The 18,129-nt window shown below is 67.3% G+C and carries 15 protein-coding genes; 5 read left to right on the forward strand and 10 right to left on the reverse strand.

Annotation, left to right across the window (positions count from 1 at the left end; genetic code table 11):
- Positions 1 to 137: 137 nt before the first annotated feature.
- The 6 genes from ACWCO2_RS16690 to ACWCO2_RS16715 form a co-directional block, all read right to left on the reverse strand.
- Positions 138 to 962, reverse strand: a complete 825-nt coding sequence (locus tag ACWCO2_RS16690; protein WP_450128623.1) for an ESX secretion-associated protein EspG — start codon at positions 960 to 962, stop codon at positions 138 to 140.
- An 11-nt stretch (positions 963 to 973) separates the two neighbouring features.
- Complete coding sequence (locus tag ACWCO2_RS16695) at positions 974 to 2,242, reverse strand: hypothetical protein (RefSeq protein WP_450128624.1); 1,269 nt, start codon at positions 2,240 to 2,242, stop codon at positions 974 to 976.
- Between the two features lie 154 nt (positions 2,243 to 2,396).
- On the reverse strand, positions 2,397 to 2,939 hold the full coding sequence (locus ACWCO2_RS16700) for a DUF3558 family protein (protein WP_450128625.1): 543 nt from the start codon (positions 2,937 to 2,939) through the stop codon (positions 2,397 to 2,399).
- 4 nt (positions 2,940 to 2,943) lie between these two features.
- Positions 2,944 to 3,342, reverse strand: coding sequence for a hypothetical protein (locus tag ACWCO2_RS16705; protein WP_450128626.1), 399 nt, complete (start codon positions 3,340 to 3,342; stop codon positions 2,944 to 2,946).
- 134 nt (positions 3,343 to 3,476) lie between these two features.
- Entirely contained in the window at positions 3,477 to 3,767 is a 291-nt protein-coding gene (locus tag ACWCO2_RS16710) for a DUF397 domain-containing protein (RefSeq protein WP_450128627.1), read from the reverse strand.
- Positions 3,767 to 4,456, reverse strand: coding sequence for a Scr1 family TA system antitoxin-like transcriptional regulator (locus ACWCO2_RS16715; RefSeq protein WP_450128628.1), 690 nt, complete (start codon positions 4,454 to 4,456; stop codon positions 3,767 to 3,769). The genes ACWCO2_RS16710 and ACWCO2_RS16715 overlap by 1 nt, the downstream gene beginning before the upstream one ends.
- Positions 4,457 to 4,663: 207 nt before the next feature.
- Between ACWCO2_RS16715 and ACWCO2_RS16720 the strand changes: the two genes are divergently transcribed.
- Complete coding sequence (locus ACWCO2_RS16720; RefSeq protein WP_450128629.1) at positions 4,664 to 4,936, forward strand: hypothetical protein; 273 nt, start codon at positions 4,664 to 4,666, stop codon at positions 4,934 to 4,936.
- Between the two features lie 229 nt (positions 4,937 to 5,165).
- Here the strand turns inward: ACWCO2_RS16720 and eccCa are convergent, their stop codons facing one another.
- Positions 5,166 to 9,278, reverse strand: a complete 4,113-nt coding sequence (eccCa, locus tag ACWCO2_RS16725) for a type VII secretion protein EccCa (protein ID WP_450128630.1) — start codon at positions 9,276 to 9,278, stop codon at positions 5,166 to 5,168.
- Between the two features lie 291 nt (positions 9,279 to 9,569).
- Between eccCa and eccD the strand changes: the two genes are divergently transcribed.
- Both eccD and mycP read left to right on the forward strand, forming a co-directional pair.
- Positions 9,570 to 11,009 carry a type VII secretion integral membrane protein EccD gene (gene eccD / locus ACWCO2_RS16730; RefSeq protein ID WP_450128631.1) on the forward strand — a complete coding sequence of 480 codons (1,440 nt, stop codon included), beginning with the start codon at positions 9,570 to 9,572 and terminating at the stop codon, positions 11,007 to 11,009.
- 11 nt (positions 11,010 to 11,020) lie between these two features.
- Positions 11,021 to 12,418 (forward strand): type VII secretion-associated serine protease mycosin, encoded by a 1,398-nt coding sequence (gene mycP / locus ACWCO2_RS16735; protein WP_450128632.1) that lies wholly within the window; start codon positions 11,021 to 11,023, stop codon positions 12,416 to 12,418.
- 108 nt (positions 12,419 to 12,526) lie between these two features.
- Here mycP and ACWCO2_RS16740 read toward each other — a convergent pair whose 3' ends face one another.
- From ACWCO2_RS16740 to eccB, 3 genes are all read right to left on the reverse strand, one after another.
- A complete protein-coding gene (locus ACWCO2_RS16740) occupies positions 12,527 to 13,825 on the reverse strand; it encodes a WXG100 family type VII secretion target (RefSeq protein WP_450128633.1) in 1,299 nt (432 codons plus the stop codon).
- A gap of 2 nt (positions 13,826 to 13,827) precedes the next feature.
- A complete protein-coding gene (locus tag ACWCO2_RS16745; RefSeq protein WP_450128634.1) occupies positions 13,828 to 14,139 on the reverse strand; it encodes a hypothetical protein in 312 nt (103 codons plus the stop codon).
- Positions 14,140 to 14,286: 147 nt separating this feature from the next.
- On the reverse strand, positions 14,287 to 15,882 hold the full coding sequence (eccB, locus tag ACWCO2_RS16750) for a type VII secretion protein EccB (RefSeq protein ID WP_450128635.1): 1,596 nt from the start codon (positions 15,880 to 15,882) through the stop codon (positions 14,287 to 14,289).
- Positions 15,883 to 16,057: 175 nt separating this feature from the next.
- Between eccB and eccE the strand changes: the two genes are divergently transcribed.
- Together eccE and ACWCO2_RS16760 are read left to right on the forward strand one after the other, a co-directional pair.
- Entirely contained in the window at positions 16,058 to 17,380 is a 1,323-nt protein-coding gene (eccE, locus tag ACWCO2_RS16755; RefSeq protein WP_450128636.1) for a type VII secretion protein EccE, read from the forward strand.
- The gene (locus ACWCO2_RS16760) at positions 17,377 to 18,108 is read left to right on the forward strand and encodes a hypothetical protein (protein ID WP_450128637.1); all 732 of its coding nucleotides are present in this window, start codon (positions 17,377 to 17,379) and stop codon (positions 18,106 to 18,108) included. Before eccE ends, ACWCO2_RS16760 begins: the two co-directional genes overlap by 4 nt.
- Positions 18,109 to 18,129 lie beyond the last annotated feature (21 nt).

The raw sequence follows: 18,129 nt of genomic DNA on the forward strand, positions 1-18,129 counted from the left end.
GGTCACACTGGCGCCGACAACGCCAACTCCAAGCCCGAACCAGCCACTACCGAAAACGCGGCTACCCCTGAACTGCCGTTGCAGTACTAAAACTGACAGTCACCGGAACCGGGCAGTTTTAGGCAAAACTGCCCGGGTCAGGCCGCGCTTCGGACTTCGGCGACGCGGTTCTCCAAGGCTTTGCCCAGGTCCGGCGGGGCGAGCGGGGCCAGCACCAGCTCGGGCCCGACGCCGGGGCGCTGCTGCTGGGTCAGGCCGTAGCGGCCGTCGGGCTCGCGGGCGTCGAACCACTTGAGCACCTGGGAACGGCGCGTGCGGCCGTACCGGTCCCGCAGGTTCACCGCGAACTGCCCGTCGCGCAGGTGCGGTTCTTCCAGGACGGCGCGCAGCGCGTCGGCGCCGGACTGCTTGGGCCGGGACACCGTCGCCGACTGCATCATGTCCAGCTCTTCGAAGTTCTCGTCGGCACGGCGGTCCTGCTTCTGCGCGAACTCGGCGGACGGAACCGCCAGGCGCGGGCGCTTCCCAGGCGGAGCCGGGGGCATGCCCTGGATCGCCGCCGCGACCGGAGAAGTCCGCGGGTGCACGGAGATCCGCAGGTCACCGCCGCGACTCTCGGATTCCCCGGGGTCCTGGACGAGCAGCACCGCGCCTTCTTCGCTGGCCACCGACATCATCCGGACCGGCGAGTCGGTGGTCTCGTCGGGCGCCCAGAGCCCTTCGATCCACAGGCCGGGCTTGGCCAGCAGACCGAGAACCTGCGCGAAGCGCGGCACGAGACCGGTTCCGGCGATCAGCCCCGCGGCCTGCATCTCGGGCAGCGCACGCTGGCGCAGCGCGGCCCGCTCTTCCATCGTCGCGCCGTGCGACCGAACCGCGATCGGGAACGGGTATTCGTCGAAACGCCCGAGTTCCCAGCAGAAGTCGAACCACAGCGGTGGCAACAGCCAACGCTCGGACACACTTACCCCCGTCATTTGCCCCAGTCGCCGAAGACCGGCGGAGCGGTCTTGGGCATGTCATCCAACCAGATGTCGTCCTGCTCTTCGAGCCAGCTCGGACGCTCGTGCTCCTGGTCCTCGCTGTCGCCCTTACCGCCGCGACCAGCACCGGCACCAGCACCAGCACCGGCCCCGCCGCCACGACCAGCAGCCCCGGCTCCACCGGCAGCGCCCGCGCCACCAGCTCCAGCGGCGCCGGGTCCGCCCATGCCGGCCCGACCACCAGCGCCCATCCCGGACCCACCGGCACCGGCACGACCACCGGCACCCATGCCCCCAGCACCAGCACCGCGACCACCTCCAGCGCCCATCCCACCGGCACCACCAGCGCCGGGCGGCATTCCGCCCATGAAACCGCCACCAGCACCGGGCGGAGTGCTACCGGCACCGGGAGGAGGAGTCATCCCCGGCCCGGGCATGTTCGGCTGCCCGGCCCACTGCGAATTGCTCTGCGCCGGAGGCACGTAACCACCGGGACGCGGGTCCACATAGGACGAGCCCGTCCCGTTTCCACCCGGGATACCGCCACCGGGCACGCTGCCACCACCTGGCACGCTCCCGCCACCGGGCACATTCCCACTGGGCTGCCCGGAATACCCGGACGGAGTCTGGGAAATCCCCTGCGGATTGCTCCGCCCCTGATCCGGAGGCGGAGGCGGATTCAACGGATCAACAGGCGGAGGGAACGTAGGAGTGCTGGAATCGACCGACTGGTACCCAGACGCATAAACGTTCTGCACGAGCTGCCGAGCCTGAGCAGTGGCCTCCCGCTGCTCCTGCATCTGCAGAGCACCGTCAACGAGCCCGCCACCCGGAGCAAGGCTGCGAACCCCGTTCCGCCAACCATCAAACTCCTTCGGCGGTTCCAGCGTGGCCTTCGTCTGCGCGGCAGCATTCCCGGCTTCCTGAATCTTCAATCCAGTACCGCTCAAAGAGTCGCCGAACTGCTTTCCCCACTCCTGCAACGGCTTCGCCGCACTGAGTCCAGCTTCAGCCGCCTCACCCTGCAGACGATCGCCTGCAATCTTGCGGGATCCGCTTTCAAGATCCGCGAAGATCTCGGCGATTTCCTGACCAAGCTTCTCCCAAGCCTTGCCGGAGTCGTTGATCTCCTGCGGATTCAGCGACTGCCCAAGCTGGTTGTAAAGCCGAGCATGATCCCAGTCATTCCAGTTGTCGTGCTGGGCGATCGACGCCGGGTCAGTGCCCTGAATGTTCAGGCCCTGCTGCTGCTGAGCCAACTGCTGACCACGCGCCTGGCTAGTAGCAGTAGCAACAGTCTGCCGAATGCGAGCCTGCTCCTCGGCCCTGGTCTCGCCTATTCCAGTGGCTCTCGAGAAGAGGTCCCCAGCCTCCCCAAGAATGTCAACCATGCCGTTCCCCCTCGACTAATCCTTACTTCGGCAGCTTCGACTCAACGACCTTGGCGATCTCCATCGCCTTGGCGCAGGTTTCGTCGTCGCTCGGGATCTTGTCTGCACTGTAGGAAACCTGGACAAGCGCGCTGCCGGATCCGACCTCGATCACCTGATTACAGACGCCCTGGCCAGTGGACCCCTTGGTAATCTGCTTGATGCCGTCTCGCGACCCAACCTTGTTCGGTTCGTAGACAGCGATGTTGTCCTTCCGGCTCTCGTAATAGCCCCGGTCGTGATCTTCTGCCTTGTAGACCGTGAAAGCGAGATCATCTGCGCTGTAATCGCAGCCCTGCTCCCCGATCCCCTGGTCGACGGGCTCACCCGGGTCACTCACACCAAAAGCCTGCACGTCCTCAGCAGAGAGGATCTTGCACGGGTCCACGCCCGCGAGAACGTTCGGCGACTCCTGCTGCTTCGTCGGGGTGACATCGCCAACGGGAGTGGAGCACCCAGCGAGGACCAGCCCCGCCGCAACCCCAGTTGCCGCCACCACGAGTCGTTTTGTGCGCATGCCCACCATCAGATCAGATACTCCGGTTTAGGTTTCGAGAGTGCTCGTCATCGGTGTTGGCCATATCACGAGCAGAGTCGCGGTACGCCTGAGCCATATTCCTCAAGATCTCTTCGACCTTGCCCAGGATCGCAACCAGACCAACCTCGTCAGCTACCACCTTCTGCCGGAACTTCTCCTCCAGCTGGTGGCCAGTGAAACAGTCGCCAAATGCTCCGCTCGCCACAAGACGGTCAGTACGCCGCCTCTTGTCCCGGACGTCATCTGCCTTGTCCTCGTAGAACTTGGCAAGCTCTTCGGCAGCCTCTGGCTCCATCACGAGCTTGCCGCTGTCGACTGCAGCGCGCAGGCCTTGAGCCTGTCCGGCGAGCGCGCTGGCGCCTGCGGCGAAGCTCTCCATCCCCGCGTTCACGGAGCCCCCTCCCCACGATCGTGATCAATACAAGTCACACACTGGTGTGATCACGACCGCAGAGAGTACAAGAGCCCACCCCAACGCGGACAACGTTCGTGAAACAACCTCCAAGAACCGCCCAAACAGCCCAACTACCTGCGCCGATCCCGCAATCCTGAGACGAACGCCACCCACTGGCCCCGCGGGAACGTCAGCACAGCCCCACCCCGATCCTTCGAGTCCCGAACCCCAACCACCTCGGGCTCCAACGCCACCTCAACGCAGTCCGCTTGCGCACCGCTGCAGGAAGACTTCGCCCAACCCACTTCGACACAGTTTCCCTGCGGGCCGCTGTGGGAGGACTTCGACCAGCCCACCTCGACGCAATCTCCCTGCACACCGCTGTAGCTGGACTTACGCCAGCCGACTAAGTCGGCAGTCATCACGCCTCGCTCTCGTACCGCTTCACGTACTCCTTCAGTGTCTCGCGCGAAACGGCCGAATCCGAGGCTTGATTTTCTAGATGTTTGAGGGCATCCCAGAACAGGTCCACGTCCTCGGCCTCATCGAGGAACGCACCTGAACTGCGTCCCTCCAGGTAGACGACAGGACGGGACTTGACGAACTCGTAGACCACGAAGGCCCCGCTGAGACCTGCATGCGCTCCTTGGTCGAGCGGAATCACACGGACCTCGACGTTCGACTCCTCGCTGGCCGCTACGACGTGGCGGAGCTGTTCAGCCATCACACGCGGTCCACCAACTGGGCGCAGCAAAGCGGTTTCATCGATGAACGCGTTCAGGACGACTGGGTCTCGCTTGGTCAGAATGCCTTGCCGAACTTGCCGAACCCCGACCTGGTCCTCCACCTGATCAGCCGGCAGCCCACCGGACTCCATGATCTGCCGCGTGTACGCCCTCGTCTGCAGAAGACCGGGGATCATGTTCAACGCCACTTGGGTAGTCCGAGTCGCCCGCTGCTCAGCGTCGATAAGCGCTTTCAGCTGTTGAGGAAAGTCCCGGCCGAGCTCCCACCAGGCCGGTTCGCGAACTTCACGGGCCATCTTCAGCAGCCGTTCGCGGTCTTCGTCCTTCATGCGGAGGACGTCGACGATCGCCTCGACGTTTTCCACCAGGATTCCGCGGCGTGCGGTCTCGATCCGGCTGACCTTCGCCTCACCTGCATGAGCTGCTGGCGCGTCCTCGCCGAGCAGTCCTGACGTACTCGTGAGTGGCGATGGCGGCTCCCAACTTTAGGGAAATTTGGGACACCAGCCCTCGAAACCCCAGGCCAGAGGGGTTCCCAATTTTAGGGAAATTTGGAAAGGACACCCACCACCATGTTCTGGATCCAGCTGAGCACCTTCATCCTGTTCAACCTGCTCATCCTCGCCCTGCTCACCACCCACATCCCGGTGCCAGGACTGCGGTTCGCGACAGGCCAGCACGCAGGCACAGGCGACGGCGAATACACCGTGTGGCACCTCATAGCCGACATCGAAGCCGAAAACCGCGCGATATCCCCAGAACCACCAACGGAACCACCCCAACCCCAGTTCCCAGACGTCGATCCCGACGACCACCCCACCGGTCGCCACCACCTGCGCCTGTAAGCGGTCGTGAGTGCAAAAACCGGCTCCAACCGGTCTACGCACTCACGACCCCCACCAAGCCGGGTCGGTGCGACATGAGATCCCCCGGCCACATGCCGCACCGACCCACCCCGGTGGCCGGGCGCGAACCCCCTCCCACGCGCCCGGCCGCCCTCCCCAAACCGAGAAACCCTCCCCGGCCGAGGGCTGGGGAGGGTTTCTCGTTGTCGTGGCAGCTAGGCCGTGACGATCACTCCGGCGGGATGAAGGCCGTCTGGATCATCTGCGGGCCACCGCGCAGGCTGCGGCTCACCAAGGTGCCGCGACCCGGCGGGAGCGCGCGGGACTTGATGTTCGCCACCAGCTGGCCGTCGTCCTTGTTCGCGCTCATCGCCAGGCCCGGGGCCGACGTTTCGCGCATCTTGCCGATCAGCGGCTCGTACAGGGCACGTCCCGCACCACCGGAGTTGCGGGCCAGGATGATGTGCAGACCCACGTCGCTGGCCGTCGGGATGAACTCCGCCAGCGGTGCCAGCGGATTGCTGCCCTGCGGGGCCACCAGCTCGTAGTCGTCGACGATCACGAACAGCTCCGGACCCTTCCACCAGGAACGGTTCTTCAGCTGCTCCTGCGTCACGTCCGGACCCGGCAGGCGCTTCTTCAGCGACCCCGCCACGTCCTTGACGTTGCTCTTGAGCTGGTCCGCACCGACCGCGTACTCCAGCAGGTGGCCGGTGTTGAGGAAGCCGAGCATCGTGCGCCGGTAGTCGACCAGCAGGATGAGCGCTTCCTTCGGCGTGTACCGCTCGGTGATGCCCCGGACGATCGTGCGCAGCAGGGCCGTCTTGCCCGACTCGCGCTCGCCGAACGCGTAGAAGTTCGGTTCGGCGGCGAAGTCCAGGTACACCGGGTGCAGGCCGTCCTCGTTGATGCCGATCGGCACCAGCTTCGGGTTCGGCTGCTGCTCCGGCCGCGGCAGCTGCTGGTGCGGCAGGAGGTCCGGCAGCAGGCGGACCTGCGGCGCCGGGCGCCCCTGCCAGGAGCTCTTGACGCGGTTGACCATGTCCGCGACGCCTTCGGAGACGTCGTCGTTGTAGAGCTCCCAGCCCATCCGCGGGTTGCGGAGCGGCTTGCCCTCCTCGGCCTCGCGCTTGACCGCCTCGACCTCCTCAGCGACTCGGTCACCGATCTTCTCGCTGTCCACACGGGGCAGAGCAGTCAAGAAGTGCAGCTTGGAGCCGTGCATACCGCGACCGGGGCGGCCCTGCGGGACCTTCACCGCGAACTTGCGGTCGACCTCGGATTCGCTCGGGTCACCGAGGCGGAGCTCGATGCGGGTCTGCATCAAGTCCTTCATCGCCGGGCGGATCTCCGCCCACCGCGCCGCGGTGACGAACACGTGCACGCCGTAGGCGAGACCGTTGGCCGCCAGGTTCAGCACGTCCTGCTCGAGGGCCTCGAACTCCTCGCGGAAGGTCCGCCAGCCGTCGATGATCAGGAAGGCGTCGCCGAACGGGTCGTCCTCGAACTCACCGCGACGGCGCTTGTTCCGGTAGTCGTTCATGCCCTCGACGCCGTGCTGCGCGAAGCGGGCTTCCCGCTCCGCCAGCATCGTCTTGAGCTCGGCGATCGTCCGGCGCACCGTGTCCGCGTCGCGGCGGGTGCCGTAACCACCCATGTGCGGCAGGCCGCGCAGCGCACCGATCGAACCACCACCGAGGTCGACGCAGTAGAACTGCACTTCCTGCGGGGTGTGGGTCAGCGCCATCGAAGCGATCATCGCGCGGACCGTGCTCGACTTGCCTGCACCGACACCGCCGACGATCGCGCCGTGACCGCCCTGACCGCTCAGGTCGAGGATCATCGGGTCCTGGCGCTGGTTGTACGGAACGTCGATCAGGCCGACCGGGACCTGCAGCCGACCGCTGCCCGCGTAACCGGCGGCGGTGTAACCGCGGTCGTCGGTCTGCTGCAGCGGCGGGAGCAGACTGTCCAAAGTGGGCGGACTGTCCAGCGGGGGCAGCCACACCGCGTGGGCCGGCGGGCCCTGGCCGTGGACCTTGTCGATGACGATCTGGAAGTCGGTCGGGTCGAGGTCGCTCTTCTTCTCCTCCTTGACCTCTTCGACGACCGGCTTCTCCGGCTCCTTCGGCTTCTCCACGTAGTCCGGGATGAAGCGCCGCGGCATCTTCTCACCGGTGACCGGCGAGGAAGCACCCTTGAGCGCCGGACGACGACCACTGGTCTGGTGCAGGTGACCGGACACGAACGCGGCGCGGAACCGGTCCATGCCGTTCGGGTGCTTCAGGTAACCGTGACCACCGGTGGCCGGCAGGTCCGCAGCGTCCGGAACACCAATGGCCGCACGGGATTCCGCCGCGTTGAAGGTCTTCAGACCGATCCGGTAAGACAAGTGCGAGTCCAGACCACGCAGCTTGCCCTCTTCCAGACGCTGGGAGGCGAGCAGCAGGTGGACCTGCAGCGAACGACCCAGTCGACCGATCATCACGAACAGCTCGGCGAAGTCCGGCTGCTGCGAGAGCAGCTCGGAGAACTCGTCGATGACCACGAACAGCGCGGGCAGCGGCTCGGCGCAGCGATCGTCGCCGGCCTCGGCCATCTTCCGGTAGTCCCAGACGTTCTTCGCGCCCGCCTTGTTCAGGACCTCCTGGCGGCGGTTCATCTCACCGGCCAGCGCGTCCGACATGCGGTCGATCAGCGAACCGTCGCCCTCGAGGTTCGAGATGTTCGCCGACACGTGCGGCGCCGGGTCGAACCCGTTGAACGTCGCACCACCCTTGAAGTCGACGAGCACGAAGTTGAGCATCGACGACGAGTGGGTGGCGATGAGACCCAGCACGATGGTCCGCAGGAACTCGGACTTACCGGAACCGGTCGCACCGATGCACAGACCGTGCGGACCCATACCGCCCGAAGCGGTTTCCTTGATGTCCAGGTGGACGATCTCGCCCTGCTCGCCGGGGCCGATCGCGACGCGGTAGAGGTCGTCGCGGGACCGCGGCCGCCAAGCCTCGTTGAGGTCGAAGGTGACGACGTCACCGGCCAGACCCAGCTGCTCCACGTAGTTCAGCGGCGTGGTCAGCGGCTCGTAGCCACCGCTGTCGGCGTCGGACGCGGCGCCCGCCCCACCGGCGACCCGGTACGGGGAGAGCTGGCGGGACAGCGCGGCAGCTTCTTCCATGCTCAGCGAGTCCGGCTTGCCGAACCACTCGACACCGCTGCCGCCGCGAGCACCGACCCGGTCCTCCTCGACGACCATCCGCATGCCGCGGCGCGCGGTGAGCTGTCCGAGCAGGTCGGACAGGTCGATCATGGTGACGCCGGCCAGGCCGCCCTCGACGTAGAGCGCTTCTTCGCGGCTGATCTCGGCGTCATCGATGATGATCACGATGTGCGGCTGGCCGTCCGGCGGAGCCGCGTTGCGCTGGAAGCGCGGCCGCTCGGCCAACTGCTCGGAGAGCATCTGCTCGAGCGAGGCCAGCGAACCGGCCATCAGTCGCATCTGACCGATGCCGTCGGTCTCGGTCGGGTGCTGGGCGTGCGGCAGCCACTTCACCCACTCCCACTCGGTGCGCGCGCGGCCGCTGCTGGCGACCGCGATCATCACGTCGTCGGGGGTGTGGAAAGTGGCCAGCTGGCACACCATCGCGCGAGCCAGGCCGCGAACCAGTTCCTTGTCGCCCTGCAGGCCGACCGCGGCGAAACCGCGCAGCGAGGTGGCGATCGGCAGCTCCGGCACCAGCGAATGCGCGCGCACGAAACGGCGCAGCGCCAACGTGGTGATCGGCTCCAGCTCGTCGACCGGACCGGTCTGCGGCGGCACCAGGCGGGTTTCCAGCCGCTGCGAACCGCGGCCGACCCGAACCTGGCAGAAGTCGTTGTCGTTCGGGCGACGCTCCCACATGCGTCGGCTCGGACCGGCCGCCAGCGACCACAGGGTCTGCGGGTCCGGGTGCACCCACTCCCGCGCCAGGCGCTGCTCGTCGGCAGCCTCCCGCGCGCGGTCGCGCATCTGACCGAGGTACCGCAGGTAATCCTTGCGGTCCTCGTTCATCTCGGCCTTCTTCTGGCCGCCTTCCTTACCGCCACCGGCCATCATCCCGAAGGTTGAGATGAGCATCATCATCGGCATCATCATCATCATCGGGTTGTCCTTCGCCCGCTGGAGCATGAAAACCATCATTCCCAGCGAGGCGACGATCATGACGCCCGGCAGAACCTTCTGGACGATGCTGCCCGGAATCGTCCGCGGGATCTCCGGCGGTGGTTCGAGGTGCACCTCCCCGCCCGGTGGCCTGGGAGCGGCCAGGCGTGGCGTTCGCTTGAACTGCAGCGTGCTCACCGGACGCAACAACCTTTCCGTGTCAAACGTGCTCTCGATGTCGCGCCCAGCATTCTGTACCGCTGCGGCGCCACCGGCGGCGGGGTGGGAGTCGGACGTGATCAACCAGATATCAAGTCGTTGGCACGAGTTCCGCCAAACCCGTCACCCCTCGACGGTTGGTGTGGCCATACTAGGGGCGCTCTTCGACCGGGCGGGTCGGTTTCGAAAGAAAAACCCAGCCTTGGTTGGATCGAGCCCCAGACGACAAGGAATGCAAGGCAATCAACCTTCAGGGAGTAGGGGGCCCAAGTGGCGACCGGGACCACGGTGTTCAGCCGCGTGACGGTGGTGGCACCTACAACTCGCATCGACCTGGCGCTGCCTTCCGATGTGTCGGTGGCAGACCAGCTGCCGATGCTGCTGGAAATGGCCCGCGAGACGACGCCCGATGGCGGTTCGCGGCACGGGGGCTGGGTCCTGGCACGGCTTGGCGACAGCGAGCCGCTCGAACCGAACCAGTCGTTGTCCGCGCAGGGCATTGTGGACGGCGACATGCTGCAGCTGCGTCGCGGCGCGGACAACCCGCCGCCGCCGCTGTACGACGACGTCGTCGACGCGCTCGCCGAGGCCGAGCCCGGTAGCTACCGGCCCTGGACCAAGGAGACCGCGGCCAAGGTCGGGCACACCGCCGGTGCGCTGGCGCTGATCGGCGCCGCAGCTGCGCTGGGCCTGGCCGGACCGGCCGGGCTGCTGCACCACAACATGGACACCACCACCTCGGTCGTGTACCAGATCGTGGCCGCAGTGGTCGGTGTCGTGGTGGCGATCTTCGCGACCGGCGTCGGATCCATGGTGACCCGCGCTTACGCGGCGCCGACGACGGGAACCGTCATCGCGGCGGCGGGCGGTCTTCCGTTCGCCTTCGTCGCCGGTTTCAACATCGTGCCGGGCAACGCGCTCGAACCGCGATTGCTGTTGGCCAGCGCGTTGACGCTGATCTTCGCCTCGGTGGCGATCATGGTGATCGGGGCGGGCATCGTCACGTTCATCGCCGCTGCGACCGCGGGCGCCTTCGGCACCGTGGCCTTCATCATCGGCACGCTGGTGCCCGCCGCGAACCCGGCCGGGATCGCCGCCGGTGCCGCCGCTATCGGCCTGGCCGGTATCTCGCTGCTGCCGCGCATCACTATCCAGCTCGCCAAGCTGCCGCTGCCGCACGTGCCGGGCAGCGCCGAGGATCTCAAGGAAGACACCGGTTTCCCGGACTACCGCATGATCGAGCGGCAGACCGGCCTGGCGCACCAGTACATGACCGGTCTGATCGTGGGCTGCGGCGTCGTGGCCGCGGTCGGCGCCATCGTCGCCGCGGTGTTCAACCCGATCTGGGGCGCGGCCTTCGCCGTCGTCGTCTCCGCGGTGCTGCTGCTGCGCGGCCGCAACTACGCCAACGGCAGCCAGGCGATCGCCCTGCTGTTCAGCGGTCTGCTGTCCGCACTGGGCGTCACCATCGGTCTGCTGGCGCAGGTCGCGACCATGCCGGTCGCGGTGGCCTGGGTGTTCCCGCCGCTGCTGCTGCTGGGCGTGCTGTCGATCATCTTCGGCGTGGTGTTCCCGAACCGCCGGTTCTCCCCGGTGCAGCGCCGCATGGTCGACATCCTGGAGGCGGTCCTGATCGCCTTGGTGCTGCCGCTGGCACTGGCCGCGATGGACCTCTACATGTACATCCGCGACCTCAACATCAACTTCTGAGGGACGGCTCGATGCGCTCAAGGTTCTCCCGCAGCACGCTGCGCACATCCGCGCTGCTCGCCGCGGTCGGTGTGCTCGCGCTGGGTGGGCCGACGGCACCGGCGATCGCGCAGACCGTCGGTCCACCGCAGCTGGACGAGTCGAAGCGGACCGGCGCCGCGCTGGAGAAGTTCGACTACCCGCAGAAGCAGGCCTGCATGCAGGGAAACCCCGGCGGTTCCTCCATCGAGGAGAAGCCGTGGAGCCAGCGGGTGCTCGGCTACGAACGGGCTCACGAGCAGGGCTTCAAGGGGCAGGGCAAGACCGTCGCGGTCATCGACACCGGCGTGAACTCGCACCCGCGGCTGCAGCACGGGTTGCGCGGCGGTGACACCAGCATTTCCAAAGGCGGCCCGCTCACCGACTGCGACGGGCACGGCACCATCGTGGCGGGCATCATCGCGGCCGCCCCGGACCCGACGAACCAGACCGCCTACGTCGGGGTCGCGCCGGAGGCGTCGATCCTGTCCCTCCGGCAGTCCTCCAGCCTGTTCGTCGAGGACGAGACGAACAAGACGATCGGCAACACCCGGACGATGGCGCAGGCCATCAACAGGGCAGTGGCCGACCAGGTCGACGTCATCAACATCTCGCAGTCGTCCTGCCAGCCGATCTCGCAGGCCGCCGACCCCCGCAACGAGAGCAACCAGGAGTTGCAGACGGCGGTCAAGGCGGCCTACGACGCGGGCATCGTGGTCGTCGTCGCGGCGGGCAACGTCGGCGGCACGTGCCAGAAGAACCCAACCGGCAGCCCGACGACCGCGGTGCTGCCCGCCTGGTTCGACGATTACGTGCTCACCGTCGCCTCGGTGAACGAGCAGGGCGCGCCCTCGGAGTTCACCGTGCCGGGTCCGTGGGTGGACGTGGCCGCGCCGGGCGAGAACTTGATCACGCTCGACCCCGGTTCGGGCGGCACGGGTCTGGCCAGCCAGATCGCGCACGGCCAGGACGGCCAGATGGGCCCCATCGAGGGCACCAGCTTCGCCGCGCCCTACGTGTCCGGACTGGCGGTGCTGATCAAGCAGAAGTTTGAGGAAGAGGGCAAGCACCTCGACGCCGGCGAGATCATGGACCGGATCAAGGAGACGGCCCTGCACCCCGGTGGCGCCGGTGGCCGCAACGACATCGTCGGCTACGGCACGGTCGACCCGGCGGCGGCGCTGGGCGACGTGGTCCCGTCGGAGTGGGGCAAGACGGCCCCGCCGCAGAAGCAGGCGCGGCTGGGCGCCGACGTGATCCCGCAGAAGGACTACCCGGCCCTGATCATCGCCCTCGGCGGTGCGGGCGCGGGAATCGCGGCGATCGTCTTCACGGCGTTCCTGACCAACGCGGTCCGAAACGTCCGAGCCCGATCCCGCGGCGAACGCTAAACCTTTCGCCCGCGGAGTGGCCCGGTGTCCGAAATGGACACCGGGCCGTTTTTTGCTGATCAGAAGCCGCTGCTATTGCGACACAAAAAACTCACGGCTCAGGAGAACTCAGCCGCGCTTGCGGGGCTTTGGTGGTAGGGCGTCGCCGACCGATGCTGTGGCTGTTTTCGGGTTTGACGACTGAGTGTTGTTTTGCGACTTCGGTGCGTCAGAATTCGGCTGTTTTGGGTGGAGGGCGTCGTCGATTGATTTTCGGGGCTTGTCCGTCTGCAGGATGGACGGGATGTCCAGCTTTCCCGTTCGGACCGGGCCTTCTCTGGATGTCTTCTGGTCCTGCTTCTGGTCTTGTTCGGGGGCACCGAAGACCGCTGGGACCGTTTGCGGGGGTGTGCCGAAGAGCTCTTCGGGCTTGGACTTGAAGCGGGACTGGTTCTTCCGCTCTTGGCCGCCGTTCTGGGCGCCGCCTGCCATTCCGCCCATCATTCCCATGGGCATCATGCCGCCAGCGGCCGCGGCGCCGCCCGCGACAGCCGCACCACCGGCGGCCGCTGCGGCAGCAGGCGGTATCGCTGAGGGCTCCAGAGCGATGGTCGTGCCGCCCTCCTCCAAGTCCGGCGCTTCGGCCGCAGCAGTCCCGGCACCAACCGCACCAGCGCCGACACCTGCCGAGTTACCGCCGCCCGCGGTCGCAGCGGCCGTCTCAGCGCATCCAGCGCCCGAAGTCCCGGCAGTACCCGCCCCTTCCGGCGTTCCACCAGCGGATGCTGCGTCGGTTTCCGCCTGGAGCTGCGGAGCCGCAGGCACGTTGAAGTCCCAGGCCTCGGTCGGCATCCGGCGATCGAACTGCACCGATCCCGTCGACCGACCGGCTTCCAGGTCGTCGCAGAACCGGGCGAAGGCCCGATAAGTGTCCGAAATGGACTCCGCGAGCTCCGTCGCCGGCTGCGCCAGCTCCCCCAGGTGCTTGCGGGCACGCTCCGGTCCGCCTTCGGGCGCCAGCAGCGCCGAGGACACCGAATCCGCCGCTTCCGCGACCAGATCCCCAAGATCGTTCACCTGCGCCTGGACGCCTTCGACTGTGTGCTCCAGCACATCCGCCAGCGCGCGCATGGAGTCGATCAGATCGTGGCTCGCCAAGCCCACTTCGCGGATGTGCCCGAGGAAGGCCTCGGCATCCGCACCCTGCCAAGAAGAATCGATTCCGCCGAGACGCCCCTTCACGTCCCCGGTCGCCTGCTCGACGTCTTCGGCGTTCTGCCGCCAAATGCGGGCCGCTTCGCGCAGGTCCTCGTGGCGGCCGACCAGATCCGCGAGATCCGCCGGGATCGAGTTGGCGAAGTCCATCTCGCGCGCGATGCGCTTCAGGTAGTCGAGGTGCTCGGCGATTTCGGTCTTTTCGCGCGCCATGATCAGACCTCCTGCTTGCGGATGTCGATGGCGCTGTCGTCGTCGCCACCCGTGTGGAAGTCCACGACCTCCTGCAGCTCATCACCGGCGCACGTCAACGCCTCGCTGGCGCGGCGGCTCTGGTCCACCAACAGCTCGCACAGGCGCTGGTAGGACTCCGCCGCCCCAGCCTCGCGGCCGAGCTCACCGAAGGACTCCGGAGCCAGCTCCACGGCGGGCAGCTGCTGCGGCACAGCGGCGATTTCCTCACCAGCGGTGCGCACTTCCCGCGCGTACGTCGCCAACCATTCGACATCGACCCGGATCCCCGACATCCGGCACCTCCCGCGTAGTGCTCTGCGCACTGGTCCGCGGACGACACCAGTGGCACTGACAGCGATCCGCCCGCAGCGTCACCGTGGCGCTGCGGGCGGATCGCTCGTTATCTCGGACGTTCGAATCGGCCTGTTCGGTTCCCTCCCTCAGCTACCGGCCTGGGCCGATCCGGCTTGCTGCTGCGGGTTGTTCGGATTCTCCGGCGGACGGTTCACACCCGGACCGACCGGCACCGCGTCGTAGGTCATGCTGGCGTTCGCCGGGTCGAGGAAGTCGCCCCTCGGCAGCACCCGCGTGAGCCACGACGGCCCCGCCTTGACGTCACCGGCACCGCCGATCACGCCCAGACCCTGCGCAGTTCCAACGTCCTTGACGCCGTACTGCACGCCCTGGTCGGACACCAGGAAGATCGGACCGCTGTCCGCACCGGCCTCATTGGAAGCGCCGCGAACCACGGCCGCCTTGCCCGCCGGCATGTAGAAGTAGTCGACCATCGGTCCGGTGCTGTCGTACTGCGCGAGCTTGACGGCGGCCTTGGCGGCCGGGGTGCCCTTGTTCAGGGTCACCGTGATGTTCTGGTCGCCGTTGACGTTCTTCCAGCTCAGGCACGAGGTGTCGGACTGCTGGAAGGTCACCGGCTTCGGCACCGCCAGCGGGTAGCCGGACAGGTTGACCTGCTCGCTGCTGTCAGCCTCGTCCGCGTCGGTGATCGCACCGGTCGCGTTCGGGATGTCCTTGCTGTTGGTCTTGTCCGCGTGCAGCACCGCCGCCGCGCCCTCGCTGATCTTCTGCTTGCCGCTGGGCAGCAGCAGGTAGAACTCGTCGGTCTGGCCCGGAACCGTCCGGCGGACGACGTCACCGACCTTGCGGTTGGTCATGTAGTCCTGCAGCGCCTCACCGTCCCGCTCGATGTTCGGCACGTGCAGCGCCGGCACCTCGGGGATCGCGTTGAGCATGTTGGTGCTGATGGTCCGCGGCGTCGCACCCCGCAGCCCGTACATGTCCATCACGGTGGTCTCGGTGCGGTTCACGAGCGACTTGACCGCGTGGGTGTGCGGCTGACCGGGCAGGTCCTGCACGCGGTAGATCAGGTACTCCCGCTCGGAGGTCTGGTCCTTGACGTACAGCGACTGGTCCGACGCGAGCTCCACTCCGTGGTTGTTGTCGCCACCGATCACCGTCGTCTGAACCTTGGTCTCCTCCTCGACGCGGGCGTCGTTGATGAAGTCCTTGACCTGGCCGACATCGCAGACCGCCCAGGACGGCACCGCGATGTTCTTGGCGTCTGGCAAGTAAGTCGGGGCGTTGACCAGACCGGTGAGCGAACCCCGCGGGAAGTCGCCCAGCGCCGATTCCTTCACCACGGTGGTCGGGATCGCGCCGCTGCCCTGCGAACCACCCTGCTGCATGACGAGCAGCTTCGCCGATGCCACGTTGAGCATCGGGATCAGCCGCTTTTCCGCCTGCTGGTCGGAGGTGACGACGAAAACCGCGCCGGTCTCCTTGCCGATGATGATCGAACCCGGTTCCGGCACCGAGCCCTTGCCGCCGAACAGGCCCCACACGAGGAACCCGATGCAGCCGATGGCGGCCAGCACCGCACCCGCGATCGTGGCGCGCTTGTGGGAGCCCATCGGATCGTGCAGCATCACCGCGTCTTTGCGCACCAGCGCCGACTCCATGCGGCGCAGCACGAACTGATACGCCTGAACCTGTGACTTCGTTGTGGGTGTTGATGCCATTCTTCGCCTACAGCTCTCCCGTCCGAGGTACGGTTTCGCAGGATAGTCGCAGAGAGATACCGAATGGGTGCGGTTCCACCTAGTCCGTCAGTATTCTCTTCACGCGGCTGATCGAAGATTCGCGTCCCAGCGCGCCGAGAGTCGCACCTACCTGCGAGGGGGAGAGACCGAACGGATGTCCGTGACCACGCAACATCCGGCCCAGCCGAAAGCTCCCGGGCCCGCCAATCCGTCCCGCGCTCGCATCCGCGCGCGCCGGCGGCGCATCAATGGCGTAACGCTCGGCGGCATCCCTGCGGCCAACATCGTGCTCATCGAGGTGGGCCTCGCCATCGGGCTCATCCTGACGATCATCGGCGCGAAGCTCGACCTGGCGCACGTGATGCTGCCGGTCGGCGCTGGCATCGCGCTGCTGTCGATCATCATCGCGCTGCTGCGGCGCCGCGGCCGCTGGTTCACCCAGTGGTTCGGGCTGGTGCTCGAGTACCGCGGCCGCAACCACACCCGGGTTTCGAACCCCGCCGACGTCGACGCCATGGAACCGGCCGAGGACAAGAACGGTGACGGCATCATCGGCCCGGACGAGAACCACCGGGTCGCGCTGCTCCGCCTGATCGTCGAGGACCTGGTGATCGCCCGCAGCCAGGACCACGACCGCAACCCGGTCGGCATGTCCTGGCACAACGGCAAGTGGACCGGTGTCCTTCAGGTCGAAGGCGCGCCGTCGCTGCTGAATCCCGTTGAGAGCGCACCGAATCTGCCGTTGAGCGCGCTGGAGCCGTGCCTGGAGGACCGCGGTGTCGTGCTCGACGCGATCCAGGCCATCTGGCACTGCTACCCGGGAAGTGCGGCGCTGCCGTCGAATTCGCCGGCACTGAACTCCTACCTGGAGGTCCTCGGCCGGCTGCCCGCGGCTGCGCGGCGCACCACCTGGATCGCGGTCCGACTGGACCCGCAGCGCTGCGCCAAGGCGATCGGCGAGCGCGGCGGCGGCATCCTCGGTGCGCAGCGCGCGCTGATCGGTGCGATGTCGCGAGTCCGCAGCGCGCTGGAGCGCCAGGGCGTTCCGACCCGGCCGCTGGACCCGGACGAGCTGCTGCAGGCCGGGATTTCCTCGGCCGAGCTGCACAACGTGATCGGTTCGCAGCGCCCGGTGGGCCTCAAGGAGCGGTGGGACGGCGTGACCGCCGGTGGCGTTGGTCACTCCAGCTACGCCATCACCGGTTGGCCGAACCAGATGAACGACAGCCTGAACGCGCTCACCGGCATCCGCGCCCTGTCCACCAGCATCGCGCTGTCTATCTCGCCGGTCGGCGAGGAAGGCGAGGTCGGGCTGCGCGGCCTGGTCCGGGTCAGCGCCCGGACACCGTCCGAATTGGACACCGCCGATGAGCGGCTGAAGGCGATCAGCAACCGCCTCGGCCTGACCCTGACCCCGCTGCGCGGCTCGCAACTGGCCGGTTACGCAGCGACCCTGCCGCTCGGAGGTGCGGCATGAGCCGAAGCAGAACGATCGATGTGCCCGGAAACCAGGGTGCAGCACCGGAATTCCTGGTCACCCCGGAAACCCTGGACGCCATCAGCCCGTCCGGCGACCGGGGCGGGGTGATCATCGGCTCCAACCCGCAGAAGGAAGCGGAGTCGGCGTCCATCCTCCGCCCGCACCCGACCCGCATGGTCACCGTCGGCGGCCTCTACCTCGCCCGGCAGCTGGCGCTGCGCGCGATGGCCACCGGCGCGTGGGTGATCGTGGCCACCGGACGTCCGGCGGCGTGGAAGGCCCTGGAGCGCGCGGCCGGGCAGACCCCGGACGGCAAGCCGGTGCCGCTGGTGCAGATCCGCCGCCTGGCCCCGTTCGACCTGCCCCGGTCGTCCGAGGACACGCCGCTGCTGGTGATCCACGACGGCGGTGCGGTGCCGCAGGAGCTGTTCCCGCCCCGCGCCCCGTGGCAGACCACGATGTACGTCCTGCCCTACCTGCACCCGCAGGTGAGCAGCGGCACGGCGGCGAACACGGCGGACCTGGTCCTCCTCCAGCGCCTCCCGCTGAACCAGGCCCAACTGGCCCAGCGCATCTGGAGCCTGCAGAACCCCCAGGTCCAGCAGCTCACCCAGCTCCAGGACGACCAGGTCATCGCCCTCGGCAACATGACCTGGACCATGATCGGCCTGGTCACCAACAAGAAGGAACAAGAAATCCTAGGCCCAATCCGCCGAGGAGACTGACCTTCCAGCAACGCACCCGAA

This window comes from Saccharopolyspora sp. NPDC002376, assembly GCF_053593195.1.